The organism is Bradyrhizobium sp. MI1.7, assembly GCF_055811795.1.
Map to the genome: position 1 here is coordinate 1 of NZ_JBVVPO010000093.1, position 18,279 is coordinate 18,279.

Here is an 18,279-nt window from a genome sequence, read left to right on the forward strand (position 1 = left end):
ACAGACCAACCTATAGGGGGTCAATTTTGGACGCCGATCCCCCGGCTTAGGGGGTCAATATTGCAGGCCGAATGACATATTGCGCCCTGACTCGCCGCTTTCGTCCGGACGACGCGGCATATATGCAGGATGTTGCGAATACCGCAGCAATGGCGGGCGTGCCGACGGTTGCAACCGGCGACGTGCTTTACCACGTGGCCGGAATGCGCATGCTGCAGGATGTCGTCACTTGCATCAGGCTTAAGACAACCATCGACAAGGCGGGCTTTCTGAAGGAGAAGCACGCCGATCGTTTCCTCAAGGAGCCTCATGAGGTCGAGCGGCTTTTCTCGCGCTTTCCGGAAGCGGTTGCCCGGACCGGGCAAATTGCCGAAAGATGCAAATTTTCTCTGGATGAGCTGACCTACAGCTATCCGGCGGAAATGCTACAGGATGGGCTGCCTGCGCAGGACAGGCTCGAAAAGCTGACTTGGGAAGGGGCCGCGCAACGTTACCCTGAGGGCGTACCCGATAACGTCGCCATGCAGCTGCGGCACGAGCTTGGGCTCATCGAGCGGCTGCAATACGCGCCGTATTTCCTGACGGTCGAGTCGATTGTGCGCTTCGCACGCTCGAAAGGAATTCTGTGCCAGGGGCGGGGCTCGGCGGCGAACTCCGCCGTATGTTTTGTCCTTGGCGTACGTTTCGTGTCGGAGGAAAGGCGTGAGCCTCCCGATATCGACGTCGATTTCGAAAATGGCCGGCGCGAAGAGGTCATTCAGTGGATCTACGAGACCTACGGCAGGACGCGGTCCGCCTTGACTGCGGTCGTTACGCGCTACCGGGCCCGCGGCGCCATCCGGGAAGTCGGCAAGGCGCTAGGCATACCCGAAGACGTTACCGGCGCGCTCGCCCGCATCACCTCTCAATCTGTCAGACCGTCGCCTGCAGCTGACGTTAAAGCTTGCCCGCCAGTTGATGGGCACGCCGCGCCACCTTTCCCAGCATCCGGGCGGTTTTGTGCTGACGCTGGACCGTCTTGATGAACTCGTTCCGATCGAACCTGCCGCTATGGAGAACCGGCAGGTGATCGAGTGGGACAAGGACGATATCGACGCGTTGAAATTCATGAAGGTCGACGTGCTGGGGCTTGGCATGCTCGGCTGCATGCGGCGTTCATTCGAGTCTTTGAAAGCATCGAAGAACATCGACTTAAACCTTGCGAGTATCCCGGCGGAAGACCCGGCCACCTATGAAATGATCCGGAAGGCGCTCGACAACGGCGTTGGGCTCCGTCGTAAGAAAGCCGTACACCAGATGCGGGCCAGGGACGGGCTTTGATTTGGGACCCCGCTCGCCCCTGAACTCCGTCCAGATGCCGGCGAAGGCGAAGAGAGGCCTGTCAGGCTGGCTTGGCAGATTGCCCGAGTTATCCAGGAGGATGCTGAATAACCGCCCGCTCCAGCGACTGGCGGAGGTCCCCTTCGTGGGTCAGATCCTGAACAAGGCCGTGTGAGTTTGGTTTTCCATTCCTCGAACCGGTTTGCGACGCCGTCTCCGCGCGCGCGGTCGGCACCGTCAGATCGTGGCGACCCATGATTTCAAAAATTGAGCCGTCAACTTTATCGACGCAGTAATTGCACATGCAGATCATGCGTCGGCCGCGAACCGCTTTCTGAACGAGCGCCTCGTAATCAAGAAAATCCGGCAATTGCTCGCTTGAGACCCAGGCGCAGTTTCCGCTCGTCCTGAGACCGCTATAGCCCGCTCCGAGAGCGTTTGTTCACGCTGCACGAGGCCGCTGACGAGCTCGCGGGGCTTTAGCTTTTCCCCGGCTGCGTACCATTCATCGCCGTCGACGATTTCGATCTGTCTGCCGCGCTCGCGCTTGTCGAGGTCGGGGACGGCATTCCGCAGCGCCGAGCGCGCGTCGTCTGCGTTGAACGCCTTTCCGGTCACCCAGAGGCATTGTTCATTATTCCGGAGACCTGCCGTGAAGTAGGGCACGAGCAAGTCGCGCAGCTCGTCACCTGAGCCGAAGAAATGGGCGAGGTGGCTACCCCACTGAAGTTGGGGGACGGTTGGGAGACCGGATGGGGACCAGGGCTGCATTCTAGTTCATGGGCGTTTTTGAATTGGATGATCCCATTAGTAGTATCATTTTTGCGGGCTCCCCCGAAAGCATCTTTGCACTACGGGCGGTGCGCTTCGCTAGGGACGCCGGTTTCGTGAACGCCGCACCAAATTATTGAAGAAATTTCGTGGGTTAACCGGCACCCAGCAAGCGCGGGCGGACTTGCATGCGCCGTCTACAGGTCTTCAAATCGTGCTCGAAGAAGGGCTTCGCGAGACGGGGCAGGGCCCTGGCCGGCCCCTCCGGCAGTTCCGCGTAGCCGGTGGCAATGATGATCGGAAGGTTGGGCCAGTCGCTGCGGACCGCTTCTGCGAGTTCAGATCCGGTCATACCCGGCATGGCTTGGTCGGTAATCAGCAGATCTATGTCGCCCTTCTCGGTGATGAGGCCGAGTGCTTCCGCGCCGCTGGTCGCGGCGAACACCGTATGCCCGAGTTCCTCCAGCATCGCTAAAGTATTGAAAGCCACGAGCGGATCGTCATCGACACTGACGATCCTGAGAGTGCGCATCTCGGGCGCGGCGGGCGGGGAGATGCACTCCTTCTCATCCTCTTCAGAGGCGGCGACAGGCAGGCAAAGTTCGACCGTCGTTCCCTCGCCGGGTTTGCTTTTGAGATAGAGCTTGCCTCCGGACTGCTCGGTCATGCCGTGCACCATCGGCAGCCCAAGCCCCGTTCCTTTTCCGACACCCTTGGTCGTATAGAAGGGTTCGGTCGCGCGCCGCATGGTCTCTTCATCCATGCCGGTGCCGGTATCCTTGACCGCCAGGCAGACATAGCGGCCTGGTTTAAGGCCAGGCTCATCCTCCACGGAGCGTTCCCGCGCGGAGATGACGATCGTGCCGCCCTTCGGCATCGCGTCCCTCGCGTTCATCGTAAGATTGAGAATCGCGAGCTCAAGCTGGTTCGCGTCGGCCGAGATTTTCGGCAAGCCGATCGAGAAGTGGGTCTCGATATGGACGCTAGATCCGAGCGAGCTCTGCAGCAGTTCAGTCATGCCATTGACGAGTTCAGTGACGGTGATGGTCTGGAGCTTGAGCTCCTGACGCCGTGCGAAGGCGAGCATGCGCTGCGTCAGCGCCGCGCCGCGCTGTGCGCCCTGCAGCGCGTTGTCGAGAAACTGATGCATTTGAGTGTCGCCGCCGGGCAGGCGGCGCTTCATAAGCTCAAGGCTACCCTGGATGGCCATCAGGAGGTTGTTGAAATCGTGCGCAACGCCGCCGGTCAGGTGGCCGATCGCCTCCATCTTTTGCGCCTGCACCAGTGCCTCCCTGGTGCGTTCAAGCTTCTCTTCCGTTTTCTTCCGCTCCGTTACGTCACGCGTGATCTTGGCGAAGCCGAAAAGCGCGCCTTCCTCGTCCCGGATCGCGTCGAGGACGACGTTCGCCCAGAACTGCGAGCCGTCCTTCCGGACGCGCAGACCTTCTTTTTCGAATCTGCCGTCGCGTCTTGCAGTCTCAAGCGCGAGTTTTGGCAGTCCCGCGGAGCGGTCGTCATTCGTATAGAAGACCGAAAAATGCTGCCCGATGATTTCTTCCGGCTTGTATCCCTTGATCCGCTCTGCTCCAGCGTTCCAGCTCGCGACTTTGCCTTCAGGGCTTAGGAGGTAAATCGCGTAATCGGTCACGCCCTGCACCAGCAGGCGAAACTGTTCCTGGCTTCGGCGCAGTTCGGCTTCAGCTGCGCGGCGCTCGGTCAGATCGCGCGTGACTTTCGCGAATCCGGCGATCCTGCCTTCGCTGTCTTTAATGGGATCGATGATGACATACGCCCAGAACCGGCTGCCGTCCTTACGGACGCGCCAGCCCTCGGCTTCGAATTTACCCTCGCGCGCTGCCGTTTCCAGCGCGCGGCGCGGCAGCTCCGACTTGCGATCTTCCTCGGTATAGAACCTCGAAAAATGCTCGCCGATGATCTCGGATTCCTCGTAGCCCTTGAAGCGCCGCGCGCCGGGATTCCAGCTTGAAACGATGCCTGTCGGATCGAGCATGTAGATTGCATAATCCGTCACCGCCTCGACAAGCATGCGGTATCGGCCCTCAGCCGACTGTGAGGCCTCGAATTTCTTCTCACCGTCCAAAATCATTCCCTGGGTATCAGTCTCACTCAACTTTACAGCAACTTACGCCGGCAAGGTTGAAAAAAGTTCCTGACGCTTCCGCGCGGGTCTCGGAGTCTACTCATCGCATTATTCTCCTCGCCGCCACGTAGAGTCACCAAATCAGCGGGCGGCAGCGGGCCCTTTAAAATGCTGGGCGCGAGCGCCGGTGGGCTCGCGCTATTTCTCACAGTCGTTTCCGGCCTTCGGCTTCGCGCCCTGAGATTCCTGCGAGACTGTAGGCTGGCCTTGCATCTGGCGCTGGGCGTCTTGCGAAGAGGTTGCGACGTTGCCAGATGCCTTGTCCATCGTGGCGGCGGGCGGATGCGCGCCGGTTTGCGGTGCGATACCGGTCGTCGTTGACTGCGCCGTGCTGCCTGGCGTTGGCCCGGAGCCCGCGTCCTTGTCTGCCGTATTGCAGGGGCCCGCATATGCGAAGCCGGTGCCGAGGAGAAGCGCCACGCAGCCTGCGAGGAGGGGATGGATTGCCTTCATGCCAGTGCTCCACTGATTGTGAATCACGGGCAACCGCCGCTTGCCCCTCATGTTCCTAATTGGCGGCGATCATTTGGGCGGCTGCAGTCCTGGCGATCTAAGCCATCCCTCGATATGCGCGCCCATGTCAGCGTCGCGGGCTTTCTTCAGGAGCTGCTCGCGCTCCTTCCCCGCACGCATGCTGTCGGCCAGAAGCCTGATCTGCTCAGCCTGGTGAAGCACGCGCTCTTCGAGGGATGTTGTCTGCTTGGTGCGGCGACGTTTCATGGCAAACCTCCACGATTGTCTGGGCCTCTCGATAACATTTCTCGGTTTCCGCGGTTCCAATACAGGAACCTGGTGGTCGCGGCGGGACCCCTAGGAACCCATTGAAGATAAAAGGCTTGTTGCAAAACACTCAAGATGTAGGCGCCAGATGTTTTCAGGGTTCATATTCGATGTTGAGGGGACGCTTGTAGACAGCGTGCCGCAAAACCTTCGCAGCCTGCAGGACGCCTTGGAGCGTTTCGGCTGCCGGGTGCCGTATCATACGCTGCAGCTCTATTCCGGCCTTGATGGCGATCAGACGCTGCAGCTCATCCTCCCGGAATCAAGCGAGTCTGTGCGCAAGGAGATTCTGGAAGAGCAGGGGACGATTTACGAACGCGAGTATCTCGCGAGCGTCAAAGCGGTCGACGGCGTCAGGGATGTCTTTCGGGCGCTGACCGAACACGGCGGGAAGATCGCACTTGCGACCGACTGCAAGGGCATTGCCTTCAAGCGCTACATCTCACTTATGAACGCTGATGACTATATCACGGCGACCGCGTGCGGCGATGACGTTGAGCACGGCAAACCGGACCCGCGCCTTGTCGGCATCGCGCTGCGCAAGCTTGCACTGCCAGGCGCGCAGTCGGTGATGGTCGGCGATACGCCTTATGATGCCGAGGCAGGGCTCGAAGCGGGAGCGAAAGCGGCCGGCGTTCTCACCGGCGGCTTTAGCGCCGAGACTCTCTCGCAAGCCGGATGTTTTGTCGTAGCCGAGGATCTTCGAGGTCTTCTGCCTTATCTCCTGCGCGACGAACCCGAGCCGGAACGGATGCAACTGGATTGGCTGCGAAAGTCTGCGTGAACGGCAAGCTCGCGCAGGGCCGATGATGCCGCGGTGCAAACAGGCGTCCTCGCGCAGTTCCTGAAAAAATCCGTTCCTCCGAGGAAATGTCCGTGGGCTCACGAGTTGTCCCGCGAACAAAACCAGGAGGAAAAATCTATGCGAATAGCAACCTTGACGTTCTCCGTCCTTCTCGCGGCAACGGCACTGCCGGCATACGCGCAGCAGACATCTCCTAAGGCGGTCCAGGAAGAAGCCGACAAGGGAGTAAAAACGCGCAACTCCGGCGCATCCGGTGTTGTCGGCGAGCAGAAAGCGGGCTCCTCGAACATGCCGGGACAGATGGGGACGGGCGATTCATCGGCGCAGCCGACCGCGCAGAACTCGGGTACGGGCGTCAGCGGCGCGCCGGGCAACAAGAACGGTCCGCCCGCGAACGCGACGACGACGGGCACCTCAAACTCGGCTGTCCAGCAGCAGGATAGTTCGGGGGTGAAGGGGCTTCCCGGAAACAAGAGCGGTCCGCCCGCCAGGAAATAAGCTTCATCTTGCGCCTGCCGGGCGCAGCGCTGCTTTCACTGCGCCCGGACTGCACCGATGTGCTGGTAACTCTCATCGCTTCTTTCGGAAGATACAACCTCGCGGGGCAACGCGCTCAGCGGCTCTCTGCTGCTTCGTGCTGCGATCGATATCCATGGCTCTCGCGCGTTGCCGGTCTGCACGATGGTGGCCATACTTCGAGCTTTTTGAATGAAGGGCCACCGCTTCGGCGTGGTTCCGGATTTAACCTGTTCAGCGGCATCAAGCTTAATATTCGAATGAAGTTGCCGGAACGCTCGCATCGGCGAAGATGCAGCACCGGACATTGCCCTCGTTCGGGACCAGCGTGGCGAGCCGTCCGGCGATCATACTCCGCCCGGCGGCTTCGTTGTTTGGGGGGACCTGCCAACCTACACCGGGCCAGACCGGCCGTAACCCGGCCTCGGAGTAGATGCTCAGCAATCTAAAAATCGGAGTCGCCTGCAACCCGGCTAGCCCTGCGGCAATGAGCGGGGTTGAAGCGTCAAGGGCCGCCTCCGGCGGCTTGCGGAGCCGTTGACGTAAAGGGGATGCGATCCCCTCTCTTTGTGCGAGCTGGACTAATCCGATCCCGGACGACGTGAGGTCCAAAGTGCCATTGACGGACGTCACCGGCACTCATTTCTTCATTTCACCGCGCATCAGGACTGACTTCAGTTCACTGAGGCAAAACTCAAAAACAGCATTGACGCGCGGTATCCTGCGAAGGTCCCGGTGTGTAACAAGGAACATTGGATAGTCTAATTCGGGAAACGGGCCGAGCACACGGACAAGAGCGTCGTCCGCGGTTGCATACGCTGCCGGCAAGGGAGCGATACCGGCGCCAGACTTGATTGCGAGGTGCACGCTGGGAATATTACTGCATCGCACCGCGACCCTTGCCGCCGGCGCATGCATCTTCATCCACCGGGCCGCTGGTAATGCCTCGATCTCATCAGACAGTTCGACAACGCTAAAGCCTTTGATATCGGCAGGCGCGGACGGGCGACCATGGCGTTCGACAAAAGAATGGCTGGCGTAAATTCCCCAAGGGACGTCGGCAATTTTTCGTCCAACCAGCGCCGGGTCATCATCAAGGCTTCCGCCTCGGATTGCAATGTCCGCCTCCTTGGAAAGATCGAGTTTGCGCTGCTCCATGATCAACTCGACTGTGATGCCTGGATTCTCCAGATGAAAGGTATCAAGGAAGCCAGACTTGATGATGCGCTGACCCACCGTCACGTGACTCGTGAGCTTAACCAGGCCGGCCGCGCGCTTGTCGAGCGAAGCCGATTGGCGTTGCAACGTATTGACGGTCGCTTCAACTTGCTCAGCATGGGCCAACAGCTGTTGGCCATGGGATGTCAATCGGTATCCCCCCGCCTGTCGTTCGGCAAGCGAGCAATCAAGAGCCACTTCGAGAGCCCGTAGACGTCGTTGAACGGTCGATTGATTCACGCCCAAGGCTTTTGCGGCGATCCCGGTGCTACCACCGCGCGCGACCGCCAGAAAATAGCGAACGTCATTCCAATCCAACATCTGGCTATCCGCATTTTTGCCGAACCGGCGCGCAGACTTGCGGCTCCCGTGCGACCACACGCCATGCTACACCGCCTCTGCATCGGCCGAAGGCAAATGTACTGATTATTTGCTTAACGAAGGAGCGGAAATGAAACAAATCAATGCTCTTGCCGCCCTTGTTGCGCTCGGTGTGGTCACGTTTGGGACAGCATCAATGTCGGGTGCACAGCAAACCGGCGGCAACGAAGATGAATTGGAGATTCGCAAAGTCATTGTAGAAATGACCGAAGGTTTCAACAATCATGATGGAAAAGCTGCTGCGCGGATGTACGCTCCGGACGCTCGATTTGTCAGCGTCAGGGGTGATGTGATGAACGGCCAAGCCGGAATCGAGAAGGGATTGTCGGCAATACTTTCGGGCAGGGCCAAGAACGCAACGCAGCGAACGATGGATGTCACGGTCAGATTCATACGGCCCGATGTGGCGCTCGCGAATGTCACCAATGACCTGAGCGGCCTGGTTGCTCCAGACCGTCGTGCATTGCCTTCACATCAGGAGCTAAGTCTGCGTGTTTTCGTCAAGGAGGCCGGCGTATGGCAGATTGCAGCGTTCCACAATACGCTGGTTGCACCTTTCGCGCCCCCTCCTAGATGAGCGCCGTGATCGGCTCTGCTTCCAGGCACACGTCGGTATCTCTGGCTGAGTCAAGGTGAGACCTCCGCTCTCTTCTCTCTTCGCGCGAGGGATCGTTACCGGAGGCCGAAACTCGGACACGCGAGGTTCGGGGCCAAAGGCCTAGAGCCCGGCCTCGCAGCATTAAGCGGCGAGGCGCGCCATAGCGAACACTTACAACCAAACCCCAGCGCTTACGGAAACCGAAAAAATATCCGGACAGATTCGACATTTCGTTGATTTGCTGGCGCCGCGGCTACGGATGAAGCCGCACTGGTGACTGCCGGCACGCTGCTTGCTGCTTAAATCTTTCCCGACGGGGGCGCAGGGCCACGATGCGGCATGCGCCCCCGGAAGCGGGTGTTACGCCCGGTGACTTCCTGCTCGTTCAACTTGAACGCAGCGGAAAGTGGCATACCGGCGATGCCGCCGCCCTGGCTGCTGCCTTGACGCTGCAGGGGAAGCCATTTCGAGGCTGGATCGCTCGTAATCTCGATGCCATTTTCCTTCATATAGGCATAGGTGCGGGCAAGCCGTTCCACCGAAGGTGCGTAGCGGCTGTCATACCATTTCCTGAGATGCCGTGATTGATCGAATTCCTTCGCTTGGTGGCCGCGCTTGAGGCCGACGCTGAGAGCAAGCGTGATTTCTCCGTCGTAGTCACCCTGGTTATGCGCAAGCCACGTCTTATGCCAGGCTATCTGGCCAAGCTGTCTCCGCTCCAGACATCCCAACTCGTGTCTCTCAAGTCGCCTGAGAGCCGCGTAAAGCCGCTCGCAATCGGCGGCCTCATTATCATGTCGCCTTTTCATGGCGGTCTTCACCTCGCGATGAAACTCCTCCATCGTGCGAAGCTGCTTGCGCCGCTGCTTCTCGTAGTAGCGGATAAGCTCCCTCAAAGCCGCAACCTTGCGGAGGTATAGAGCAAGCCCGGTCGCCTGCCAGTGCCGGCGCGCGAGGTGCCGCTTCTTTTCGGCAATAAACCAGGCCAGCATGACCTTGCGTTCGTGCATCTGCCGGAGCTTGATCTTGTGCCATTGGAGATCGACGGCAAGTTTCCGCGTCCGTTGGGCGCGCAGCAGGCGGTTGCGGGCTTCCTCTGCCGCTGCGTCCTTCTTCAGGTGCTCGCGCGCGGCGTCGCGCAGGGCGGCTGCACGCTGAGCCATCAATATCTTCGCGCGCTCCGCCGTTGGCAGCAGTGCCACGGCAGGTTCTGCAGTTTAGCCGCGACATCCTTTGTTTTAGCGCCTTCGATCTGGCGTGGTAGGCTGTGCACGTCGCAGGCTAGGTCCACGACAACGTAGGAGCGTCTGTCGCCTCTCGCGAGAAGGTAGCCGCGCTCTTCCAGGCTTGCCTGCAGGCTCACACCGTCATCAGACATTCGCCAGGCCTCGGTCACAGCTGCGCGCCGTTCTTCTGCCGTGATGCCGGAGGTCTTTGCCCGCTCCTTGTCGGCGCGGGTAGGCGCCTTTGTCCGGGCGGGATCATCGAAGCGGGCGGGGCCACGATCTTCTGCGAGCCCCGCCGGGAGCACCAGGCCGAACTCAGCCGCGAGCTCCTGCGCGCATTTGCGCAGCTTCTGGCGGTCATGGCCGAGATGAATGGCTTTCATCCGCTCGATGTCGATGCGCGACCACACGACATGGCAATGGTGCCGCCCGTTCTTCACGTGAAAGAGCACGATACGGGGTTGGCCGGAAAGGCCGAGGCGCTCTTCCATCAACTCCAGCACCCGCATGAACTGCGCGCGGGTGAGGGGCCGGGGCGGGTTGATAAAGGCGGCGTAGATGCCTTCCTTCGCGCGCGTGCCTGCGCACAGCGCGTCCATTTCGGTGAGGGCGCCATCGATATCGGTCGCGACCGTGCCGGATACTTCGGCGAGCTCGATCGTCTCATTATCGGCGGTGTTCTGCAGATGGCGGGGCAAGCCAACGGGTATTACCGGTCTGCAGCCCCGAGATAATCATTGAAACCGCCCGCGCACATTAGTGCCGCGCAATATAGCCATGGCTGGAGCCTGTGAGCCCGTGAGGCGAACTTCCCGGGTCATGGCTTGCGCCCCAGGGCGGTGAGACACAGAAGGCGAAGCTCCGAGAGATCGGCAAGCGCCGTCTCGACCGCTTGCGCGTCCGCAAGCGTGGCCGCGCTCCTGAAGGCCGCGGCCAGCTGGCCGATCCTGCCCAGCAGCAGCGCGACGTCCTCGTGGTTCGAGGTCGGGCGCCTGGTGCGCGCGGCATGGGAAAGGCGAGGGCGGTGTTTCTGAGGAAGGTAGCGACCGGTACGCCCGCTGCATTAGCTTTTGCGCATACAAGGGCGTCTTCGAGCGGGGTGAAGCGGACAGTGTGCCGCTCGTCTCGCTGCCGTGTCTCGCTGCCGCTCTCCGCCATCGCACCTCCCATGCCATGGTGACTCCCGGGCCATGCCCGGTCGTGGTCGCGAGGGGCGCGAAAGCCCCTCGTCGGCGGGCGTGCATAAGAGCAGCGCTCGCCGCAGGCGGTGTCCAGGGGCGGCCATGAGCCCTTGGTCGTGGGTCCAAGGGGCATTGAAGGCCCTTTGCCGGATGTCCGTGAAAGTTACGCTAGTCACGGCACGCAGATCATCCGGGGCGCGTCCAAGGCCGCCTGTGCCATGGTCGCAGGGTGCGGGATCGAAAGTCCCGCGTCGCCCGCTTATTCGCCAGCGCGAGCTGGCGATACGTTCGGGCGACATAGACGGGGGTGTAACGGGGGGTGGCGTTTGAGCTCCCCTCAAGGTGTGCGCGGTCTGCCCGCGCACACCTTGTATCCTTCACAATTCCCCTAATCTCAGTTTGCCATAACTCTACGTGAGGTTGCAAAATGTGCGTCGTAACTTTCGCGCCCGTTCCGGCGAAACGATAGAGCCAGTTTGAAAGATATGACACTTCAGCATCCGCCAATTTAGAAATGCAGGCTGGTGATTTGCACCGGCGGTGCGGCTAAACGACCATAAGTAGTGCCATCGGAACGTTCGTCCGGCCTCCTGGTTATGGGGCCAGGGGCTCGATAATGGAGGACGTCATGGCAACTGAGGAACGGGAAACGGGCACCTTGATCGGCAGTGACAAGGTTGAAGGCACGGCGGTCTATGGACCGGATGAGAGCAAGATCGGGTCGATCGAACGCGTCATGATCGACAAGCAGTCCGGCAAGGTTTCATACGCGGTTTTGAGTTTCGGCGGTTTCCTTGGCATGGGAGACGAACACTATCCGCTCCCCTGGCACTCGCTCAAATACGACACGAACCTTGGCGGCTACCGTACCGGCATCACCCAGCAGCAGCTGGAGGGCGCCCCGAAATACGCGAGCGACAATGACTGGAACTGGGGCGACCAGACCCGTACGCGGGCGGTAGATGACTATTACGGACTCGCGCCGATCTGAGGAAAATCTTGTAAAAAAGCCCGCCGCGAGGCGGGCTTTTTTCATTGGAGTAATCCAGCGCAAAAGACCGGGCAGCAACCTTTCGGCACTGCCCGGTCCGCAGGTAGTATTAGCTGAAAAGCTTCTTCACAGCGTTCCAGTTATCGACCGCGCGCAGCCCCTTACGCTTGGTGTAGGACTGCATCGGGAAGCCGAAGTAGCGTGGCAGCCAGCCTTCGACCTTGGTCCGCCCGCCGGTCCCGGCAAGGCAATGCCTGATCGCACCCTTCTGAACCGCGGCTGACTTGGCAACGTGAATATGGGCGGCCTGCTTTCCCGCTAATTCAGCGAGCATCGCATTAATCGCCGGCTTGTCCCGGAGAAGGTCGAGGAAGGCCTCATCCGGCGTCCACCACTCTTTCATGTCGACGGCAAGGAGATGGCCCAGGATCTCAACGGCCTCGCTTCCTGCCGGCAGGGTCTCGGCCATCAGGAAGGTCAGGACCCGCAGGACCTCGTCGTCGGGAAGCATAAGCAGCTTCGCGAAGAGCTTTGGAAGATTGACGGAGCCGTATTCGGGCGCGGTCAGGCAACCATCGCCCGATAGCCCAAGAAGCGTCCGCACCTCGCTATGTTCGGCCGCGAAGACGCTGCTCGCCTTGCCCGCAGCTATGGAAGAAGCCGTCGCCTCGTGGCGCGCGGCATCCTGCGTTTCAGGCCGGGCCAGCCACAAGCCGTCCCTGCTTATGACGCTGGCGGCGAGAAGACGAAGCGCGATCTGCGGGGATTTCAGGAGCACCGCCCGGACCGCATTCTGCCGGTGCAGGTCGACGTAGCGCATCGCGGCGCTGGTCAGCTCCGGTTTTGCCGAGGCAGCCTCTTTTTCCTCCTTCTTTCCCGCATTCGCGCTCCTCTCTATCGCTTTCTCCCGCTGTGCGGCTTCCTTTGCATCGAGCCATCCCTCGTGGAAGCCGATTTCGCCGTTGCCGGCGCAGGAGATATAGACCGCGCCTCCTTTTGCCTTCCCGCGCTTCACCTTGTCGTATTGATAGAAGGCCGCGCCGATCTCCATGATGATCACGTTGCTCCAGCCCTCCTCAAGATAGGCGGCCTGGCGGTGGATGACCGCCTCCATCTGCAGCTTCCAGAACTTCTCGGCGTCGTCGAAGTAGCGCTCCTCGCCGAACAGGTCGGACACTAGGTTGCCGGTGTAACGCTCGGGCGGGAAGATCGCGGACGATACCGGGATTTCAGCGCCGAACAGCCACGCTTTCAGCCGGCGTCCGGTCGGGGCATGCTCTTTGGGATTTTTGAAGAGCCTGAACCACGCTTTCTGCTGCTTTGCCGTCGCAAGGGTCAGCTGCTGCATCGTCTCGGGCTCGATTTCCCCGTCGCGGTAGACACTTAATATCTGCGGGATAAGCGCCGCTATCGCGAGGCCTTTTGACGAGCAGCTCAGTTACCCCGAACTGGCCCGCTATGTCCGCAATGCTCCGGCCTTGAACGGTGAGGGCCGCGAAGGCCTCGTACTGATCGATCTCGTCCATCGGCAGGCGCGCGACATTTTCGGCAAGCGAAGCCTCAAGCGCGGTCGCATCGTCGCCATTCTCCAGAAGAGCGCAGGGTAGTGGTGCCACGCTGCCTGTTTCTTCCTGCAGTGCCTGGCAGGCGAGAAGCCTGCGTTGACCTGCGACGACTTCATAGCCCTCGCAATTCGGCCGCACGAGAAGCGGCTGGATGACGCCGAGGCTGCGGATGCTGGCGATAAGCTCGCCAATATCTTCGCCCGCACCGTGCTTGCGCACGTTCATCGGCGAGATTTTGAGTTGGGAGAGTTCGATATGTTGAAGTTTCATGGTTGTTTTTCTCCATGTTATTGGGTGCTGAATTGCACCGATTCCGCATGGATCAGCCGGACCAAGCCGGGTCCCAAGCTCCTCTTCGTTTCAGGAGGGTCCGCGCGCAGCGCGGAAGCCGGAAACGAAAGGAGCTCTGAGCAACGGACGCGGCGCTGCGGACGGCTGGTAAGATTCGGGGATCGTAAGAAGCTAATTGGGAGTGATCTGGATGCCTCGCTTGAAACCCGCGCGAGGGACAGTCACCCTTCCGGCCGAAACCCGCCCGCGGGGTTCGGGGAGCGCCGCTGACGGCGCGAGTATGGCCCGCCCGACAACGGGCGCGCAAAATCAGTCGGCTTTCCTGCGTCCGGTGCGGGGATTGAGTGGCCCGGTCGGTGGCCGCAGCAAACGCTCCGGTAGAACTGGTTCTGTCCCGGGGAGGGGCTCCGCGCGCACATCCGGGCCCCACTGCTGCTTCTGATGCGGGCTTGTCCGGTCCCTGACCTGGTGAGGCTGCGGCAGGCCGTCCTTGCTGACGGGGTCGTACGCGCCCCGCCGATCGTCGGTCGTATCGTTTGTCTTTCTCATTGCGCCTCAACGCCGGGGCCGCGCCGGGGTTGCTATATGCCGCTAGGAACCCCATGCGGCGGGGCGGGTTTTTCTCATATGAGCGAACCCATTCCCTGGCTGATCGAGAATGCGATCCAGATCGCCTGGGACTACCTCGAACGTTCCGGGGAAATTATCGATGCCGCTGAGACCAGCCGGTTTCTCCTTAAATCCGTCGACGAGATGGTCCTGAAGGGTGAGCGCAGGAAACTGATGTTGGCCAACCGGGCCATCGACGCCTACCGGCTTCGTAAGCTGCGGCTTGTCTCGTAAGGAGCGAACATGGAAAAGCCGACGCAGCAGCAGCTGGACGAGCTGAAGAGGTTGAGCAGGGAAGCCCGCGTGAGCGACTGGTCGGAAATCGTTCAGTCAAAGGACGAGGCCGAAAACCGCATCCGCGATCTCAAAGACAAGGCACGAATGGAATAGGTGGCGCATGCCTGACAAACCGATCAATGGACGCGAGCCCGAATTCTCGGAAGAAGATCTGCAGCGTGAGGAGCTCGGCCCGCGCGGCGTACCAGGCAAGCAACGTCCCGCCAAAATGACGCCGCAGGCGGAAAAGAATACGCCTAAAGATTCTGACACCGGCCACACAAAATAACGCCCTAGCGCCTGCAGCATTCCGGATCGTCGGATATTGTACGCTTGTGCATGAGCATCGCAGTCTTCTCGTGTGAGGTGCGCTTATTTGCACGCCCGCGCCGTGAGCCGGGACAGTCTCTCACCAGTTCGTCTGTGAATTCATTTTTTCCTGGTTATCGCCGAAGCCGGCGACACCGCATGTCCTCCTTGTCCAGTCCTAGCACTCATCGTCAGCTCGCATGGCCGCAAATGCATAGCATTCCTCCACTACGTTTGGCCGCAAGCGGTGCAGCCCGCTGCCGAAGTGCAGGGCCTTCCTCCAGGAGGCCGCGATGGTCGCGGTCCGAACGATGGAGGAAAAAATGAGGGTGATTTCACAATCCGAACTGCTGCGCCTGTCCCGTCTTGAGCTCACGGCGCTCCTGCGCAAAATCGCGAGCGAGCTTCCGGCTTTGCCGGAAGGATCTCACGACCTGCGGATAGCTCACTACAACCTTTACAATATTCGCCTGACACTCGCGCGGCCGGAATTACGGCCGCGCTGAGCGCTTAGGGCGTACGCGGTGAGCGCGATCATTCGCGCTCACCAGCCAGCTTCTCGCAGGCGTACCAGACCATGAGGTTCTTGAAGCAGTCGTAATCTGCCAGCATGTCCGAGCGCTTGAAGCCCGCGATCATTTCGCAGACATTCGCGTGACCGAATTCCTCAGCGTCGGAGACGGCCATTGCCCAGATCTCGTCAGCAAAGCGATCGAAGATGCAGATCGTATCGCTGGTGTAGCTGATGGAAGGGAAGCCGCAATTCGCTCCGTGCCGCGCAATGTCCCGCGCATGTGCCCTGAGGTTTGCGTTGAACCACGACTGAAAGCTTGTTGCGCGGATGCGCAGGGACTTGCGTTGGCGGGACCGGTTGGACATCTGAAGCTCCTTCGCTTTCTGAGCCGCCCTGAGTGGCGGTCTCGATGCCCGGCGAAGGCGCCGGGGAACAAGCGGATGCGGAACTTCACCGCAGGTGAAGCGGCCCGGCTTGCCGGAAGCCGAGGGTTTAGCCTTGAAGCGTGCGCGCCCCGGCGCAGATTGGCATCCTGAAAGAGACCCCCGGGAGGCTCCGGTATCCAGCGACGGAAGGTGACCGGAATTGGAACGACTCAAACGCAGCCCCGTTAGCCGGCGAGCTTCACCAGCGGTGATGCGACGACCTCAAAACATTGGAGAAGCGCACATGGCAAAGCAGCCAAGGACCCTTGACGACCTGTTTCACGATACCCTCAAGGATATCTACTTCGCTGAGAAGAAAATCCTGGCCACCCTGCCGAAGATGGCAAAGGCCGCCCAGAACGAAGACCTGAAAGCAGCGTTCGAAAAACACCGGACCGAGACTGAAGGCCAGATCGAGCGGCTGGAGAAGGTGTTCGCCGTGATCGAGAAGAAGCCGCAGGGTAAAACCTGTGCAGCGATCGTGGGCATCACGGATGAGGGCGCCGAGATCATGGAAGAATATAAGGGCTCGCCTGCTCTCGACGCCGGCCTCCTTGCCGCCGCTCAGGCCGTCGAGCACTATGAGATATCACGTTACGGCACGATGATTGCCTGGGCCGAAGAGCTTGGCCTTGACGATGCGGTCTCGCTCCTTGAGGAAACGCTCGAAGAGGAAGAGGCGACCGACGAGGCTCTGACTGAAATCGCAAAGACGGCCATCAATCAGGAGGCGGAAGCAGCCTGACACCTGCGATGAACTAGAAAATGCCCCGCAGTGCGGGGCGTTTTTTTATGCCCGTGCGCCGGGCGCGGGCGCCTGGTTCCATCTCTTGACAGTTACATTTCAGACTTTCGCCACAAAGCTTGGCGACACCTCCCCGGTCCTGCATCGAGGCTGCCGTGACCCGCTCTTCACTGGACGAACTACGTCAGCGCTATGTCGTCGAGGGCAGGCCGCTTGAGGCGAGCCTTGAAGAAATCCTGCGCGCTGACGGCCGCGCGGGAGCGCGTGCGATCCTCGCTGCGATTGAGAAGCGGCGCTTTGAAAACCGATCCGAAGGACAGCGGCTTCGCAAGATGCTCCGCTATGAAACGCTTCTCTGGGATCAGGGACAGGATGCCGTTGCTGGTATCGATGAGGCCGGAATGAGCCCGCTTGCGGGGCCTGTCGCGGCTGCCGCAGTTATCCTGAAGCCCGGCACCCGCATAACCGGCATCGACGATTCGAAAAAGCTCGATGCGAATTCGCGTGAGGCTCTCGCGATCGAGATCAAGGAAAAGGCGGCTTCATGGTCTGTCGCGTTTGTCGAAGTCAAGGAGATTGACACCATCAACATCTACTGGGCGGGCATCCTTGCCATGCGGCGGGCTGTTGAGGGGCTGGGAATATCTCCGCAGCATCTCCTGATCGACGCGAAACGCCTGAAAGACGTAGCGATCCCGCAGCAGGCGATTATCAAGGGCGACGCCAAATCCGCGAGCATCGCGGCCGCTTCCATTCTGGCGAAAGTCTCGCGCGATGCGCTGATGCGGACGCTCGATACGCTTCACCCGGGCTACGGCTTCGCCGATCACAAGGGCTATCCTGTGCGCGCCCACTATGCCGCCCTTGCGCGGCTTGGCGCGTGTGCCGCGCATAGACGCTCATTCGGTCCTGTGCGTGAGGTCCTTGGCTTGCCGACGTTGCCGCCCTGGCCCCTGGCATCGGAACGTGCTGGTGCCATGTCTGGGCTGGAAGACTAAGGCTATCGCCCGTCTACTCGGCGGGTGCGCCTGTCGTCGTCTCGCTGGAAGGCGCGGTCACTGTCACGTCATGGCCCTGCCGCAGCGCAAGTGAGGCTGCCGCAATTGCCGCCTCGAATGCAGCTTCCTTCGTGGCGTATTCATTCTCCGCCTTGCCATCATGACGCACCCGCCATGTGCCTTCGGTGCCAAATATCTCGTATTTCGCGATGCCCATGCGGTGCTCCTTCCTAGCCTGCGTCGTCGACTGTTTTCGGCGGCTGGGTGTTGCTTGGCGGATCGGACGCCGGAAAGCTGTCCTTCAATCCCTTTTTCAGCTCGTCATCCGACTTCTTGTCGGCGGCCGAGCGCTCTTTTGGCGTGTCTGCGTGTTTATCGGTCGGTGCCGGATTGAATTTGTCTGCCATGGCATCTTCTCCATTGCGGAAAAAAAACGGCGATACCCCCGGTCTTTCCCTTCTGAACCAGTTACCGCTTGCTTCCTCCGACCAAGTGCTTCGACGGCGGAGGGGGGGGGGGGGGGGGGGGCCCCCCCCCCCCCCCCCCCCCAAAAAGGCCCCCCCCCACCACGGGGATTGGGCGGGGGGGGGAATCAACAA

22 protein-coding genes and 3 pseudogenes are annotated in these 18,279 nt (G+C 60.6%); 11 read left to right on the forward strand and 14 right to left on the reverse strand.

Annotated features, from left to right (window positions below; all coding sequences use genetic code 11):
- Positions 1–65 precede the first annotated feature (65 nt).
- Positions 66–1,266: pseudogene (locus AC0L3X_RS42345) on the forward strand (error-prone DNA polymerase family protein); the annotation flags it as partial.
- Here AC0L3X_RS42345 and AC0L3X_RS42350 read toward each other — a convergent pair.
- The 5 genes and pseudogenes from AC0L3X_RS42350 to AC0L3X_RS42370 form a co-directional block, all read right to left on the reverse strand.
- Positions 1,252–1,383, reverse strand: a pseudogene (locus AC0L3X_RS42350) (SOS response-associated peptidase); the annotation flags it as partial. The pseudogenes AC0L3X_RS42345 and AC0L3X_RS42350 sit on opposite strands and share 15 nt — an antisense overlap.
- Positions 1,384–1,408: 25 nt before the next feature.
- Positions 1,409–2,091, reverse strand: a pseudogene (locus AC0L3X_RS42355) (MEDS domain-containing protein).
- 154 nt (positions 2,092–2,245) lie between these two features.
- The gene (locus tag AC0L3X_RS42360; protein WP_473317415.1) at positions 2,246–4,198 is read right to left on the reverse strand and encodes a hybrid sensor histidine kinase/response regulator; all 1,953 of its coding nucleotides are present in this window, start codon (positions 4,196–4,198) and stop codon (positions 2,246–2,248) included.
- Between the two features lie 192 nt (positions 4,199–4,390).
- Complete coding sequence (locus AC0L3X_RS42365) at positions 4,391–4,705, reverse strand: hypothetical protein (protein WP_354098939.1); 315 nt, start codon at positions 4,703–4,705, stop codon at positions 4,391–4,393.
- A gap of 69 nt (positions 4,706–4,774) precedes the next feature.
- On the reverse strand, positions 4,775–4,972 hold the full coding sequence (locus tag AC0L3X_RS42370; protein WP_354100534.1) for a hypothetical protein: 198 nt from the start codon (positions 4,970–4,972) through the stop codon (positions 4,775–4,777).
- Positions 4,973–5,120: 148 nt separating this feature from the next.
- Here AC0L3X_RS42370 and AC0L3X_RS42375 point away from each other — a divergent pair, with 148 nt between their 5' ends.
- Together AC0L3X_RS42375 and AC0L3X_RS42380 are read left to right on the forward strand one after the other, a co-directional pair.
- Positions 5,121–5,816: an HAD family hydrolase gene (locus AC0L3X_RS42375; RefSeq protein ID WP_354100535.1), complete on the forward strand. Its 696-nt coding sequence runs from the start codon at positions 5,121–5,123 to the stop codon at positions 5,814–5,816.
- Positions 5,817–5,969: 153 nt separating this feature from the next.
- Positions 5,970–6,335, forward strand: a complete 366-nt coding sequence (locus AC0L3X_RS42380; RefSeq protein WP_354100536.1) for a hypothetical protein — start codon at positions 5,970–5,972, stop codon at positions 6,333–6,335.
- Between the two features lie 657 nt (positions 6,336–6,992).
- Here AC0L3X_RS42380 and AC0L3X_RS42385 read toward each other — a convergent pair.
- A complete protein-coding gene (locus AC0L3X_RS42385; RefSeq protein WP_354100537.1) occupies positions 6,993–7,892 on the reverse strand; it encodes a LysR family transcriptional regulator in 900 nt (299 codons plus the stop codon).
- Between the two features lie 130 nt (positions 7,893–8,022).
- Here AC0L3X_RS42385 and AC0L3X_RS42390 point away from each other — a divergent pair, with 130 nt between their 5' ends.
- On the forward strand, positions 8,023–8,529 hold the full coding sequence (locus tag AC0L3X_RS42390; RefSeq protein ID WP_354100538.1) for an SgcJ/EcaC family oxidoreductase: 507 nt from the start codon (positions 8,023–8,025) through the stop codon (positions 8,527–8,529).
- A gap of 320 nt (positions 8,530–8,849) precedes the next feature.
- Here AC0L3X_RS42390 and AC0L3X_RS42395 read toward each other — a convergent pair whose 3' ends face one another.
- From AC0L3X_RS42395 to AC0L3X_RS42405, 3 genes are read right to left on the reverse strand one after another with little or no spacing between them, the layout of a single operon-like run.
- The gene (locus AC0L3X_RS42395; protein WP_473317416.1) at positions 8,850–9,752 is read right to left on the reverse strand and encodes a hypothetical protein; all 903 of its coding nucleotides are present in this window, start codon (positions 9,750–9,752) and stop codon (positions 8,850–8,852) included.
- Positions 9,713–10,474: a relaxase/mobilization nuclease domain-containing protein gene (locus AC0L3X_RS42400; protein WP_354098946.1), complete on the reverse strand. Its 762-nt coding sequence runs from the start codon at positions 10,472–10,474 to the stop codon at positions 9,713–9,715. Before AC0L3X_RS42400 ends, AC0L3X_RS42395 begins: the two co-directional genes overlap by 40 nt.
- A gap of 58 nt (positions 10,475–10,532) precedes the next feature.
- A complete protein-coding gene (locus AC0L3X_RS42405) occupies positions 10,533–11,090 on the reverse strand; it encodes a plasmid mobilization protein (protein ID WP_473317417.1) in 558 nt (185 codons plus the stop codon).
- A 495-nt stretch (positions 11,091–11,585) separates the two neighbouring features.
- Between AC0L3X_RS42405 and AC0L3X_RS42410 the strand changes: the two genes are divergently transcribed.
- Positions 11,586–11,948 carry a PRC-barrel domain-containing protein gene (locus AC0L3X_RS42410; RefSeq protein WP_354098947.1) on the forward strand — a complete coding sequence of 121 codons (363 nt, stop codon included), beginning with the start codon at positions 11,586–11,588 and terminating at the stop codon, positions 11,946–11,948.
- Between the two features lie 109 nt (positions 11,949–12,057).
- Here AC0L3X_RS42410 and AC0L3X_RS42415 read toward each other — a convergent pair whose 3' ends face one another.
- Entirely contained in the window at positions 12,058–13,296 is a 1,239-nt protein-coding gene (locus tag AC0L3X_RS42415; protein ID WP_473317418.1) for a chromosome partitioning protein ParB, read from the reverse strand.
- Complete coding sequence (locus AC0L3X_RS42420; protein WP_473317419.1) at positions 13,178–13,783, reverse strand: ParB/RepB/Spo0J family partition protein; 606 nt, start codon at positions 13,781–13,783, stop codon at positions 13,178–13,180. Before AC0L3X_RS42420 ends, AC0L3X_RS42415 begins: the two co-directional genes overlap by 119 nt.
- A 648-nt stretch (positions 13,784–14,431) precedes the next feature.
- On the opposite strand from AC0L3X_RS42420, the gene AC0L3X_RS42425 reads away from it, so the two are divergent.
- The 4 genes from AC0L3X_RS42425 (at position 14,432) to AC0L3X_RS42440 (ending at position 15,504) form a co-directional block, all read left to right on the forward strand.
- Positions 14,432–14,647, forward strand: a complete 216-nt coding sequence (locus AC0L3X_RS42425) for a hypothetical protein (RefSeq protein WP_354098950.1) — start codon at positions 14,432–14,434, stop codon at positions 14,645–14,647.
- 9 nt (positions 14,648–14,656) lie between these two features.
- Complete coding sequence (locus tag AC0L3X_RS42430; RefSeq protein ID WP_354098951.1) at positions 14,657–14,803, forward strand: hypothetical protein; 147 nt, start codon at positions 14,657–14,659, stop codon at positions 14,801–14,803.
- 7 nt (positions 14,804–14,810) lie between these two features.
- Complete coding sequence (locus AC0L3X_RS42435; RefSeq protein ID WP_354098952.1) at positions 14,811–14,978, forward strand: hypothetical protein; 168 nt, start codon at positions 14,811–14,813, stop codon at positions 14,976–14,978.
- A gap of 313 nt (positions 14,979–15,291) precedes the next feature.
- Positions 15,292–15,504, forward strand: coding sequence for a hypothetical protein (locus tag AC0L3X_RS42440; RefSeq protein WP_473317420.1), 213 nt, complete (start codon positions 15,292–15,294; stop codon positions 15,502–15,504).
- A 28-nt stretch (positions 15,505–15,532) separates the two neighbouring features.
- On the opposite strand, the gene AC0L3X_RS42445 is transcribed toward AC0L3X_RS42440, so the two are convergent.
- Positions 15,533–15,877 carry a DUF7222 domain-containing protein gene (locus AC0L3X_RS42445; protein WP_473317421.1) on the reverse strand — a complete coding sequence of 115 codons (345 nt, stop codon included), beginning with the start codon at positions 15,875–15,877 and terminating at the stop codon, positions 15,533–15,535.
- A gap of 304 nt (positions 15,878–16,181) precedes the next feature.
- On the opposite strand from AC0L3X_RS42445, the gene AC0L3X_RS42450 reads away from it, so the two are divergent.
- Both AC0L3X_RS42450 and AC0L3X_RS42455 read left to right on the forward strand, forming a co-directional pair.
- On the forward strand, positions 16,182–16,682 hold the full coding sequence (locus AC0L3X_RS42450; RefSeq protein WP_354098955.1) for a YciE/YciF ferroxidase family protein: 501 nt from the start codon (positions 16,182–16,184) through the stop codon (positions 16,680–16,682).
- Between the two features lie 155 nt (positions 16,683–16,837).
- Positions 16,838–17,680, forward strand: a complete 843-nt coding sequence (locus tag AC0L3X_RS42455) for a ribonuclease HII (protein WP_354100542.1) — start codon at positions 16,838–16,840, stop codon at positions 17,678–17,680.
- A gap of 13 nt (positions 17,681–17,693) precedes the next feature.
- Here the strand turns inward: AC0L3X_RS42455 and AC0L3X_RS42460 are convergent, their stop codons facing one another.
- Together AC0L3X_RS42460 and AC0L3X_RS42465 are read right to left on the reverse strand one after the other, a co-directional pair.
- Positions 17,694–17,897, reverse strand: a complete 204-nt coding sequence (locus AC0L3X_RS42460; protein ID WP_354098957.1) for a hypothetical protein — start codon at positions 17,895–17,897, stop codon at positions 17,694–17,696.
- Between the two features lie 13 nt (positions 17,898–17,910).
- A complete protein-coding gene (locus AC0L3X_RS42465) occupies positions 17,911–18,087 on the reverse strand; it encodes a hypothetical protein (protein ID WP_354098958.1) in 177 nt (58 codons plus the stop codon).
- Between the last annotated feature and the right edge of the window lie 192 nt (positions 18,088–18,279).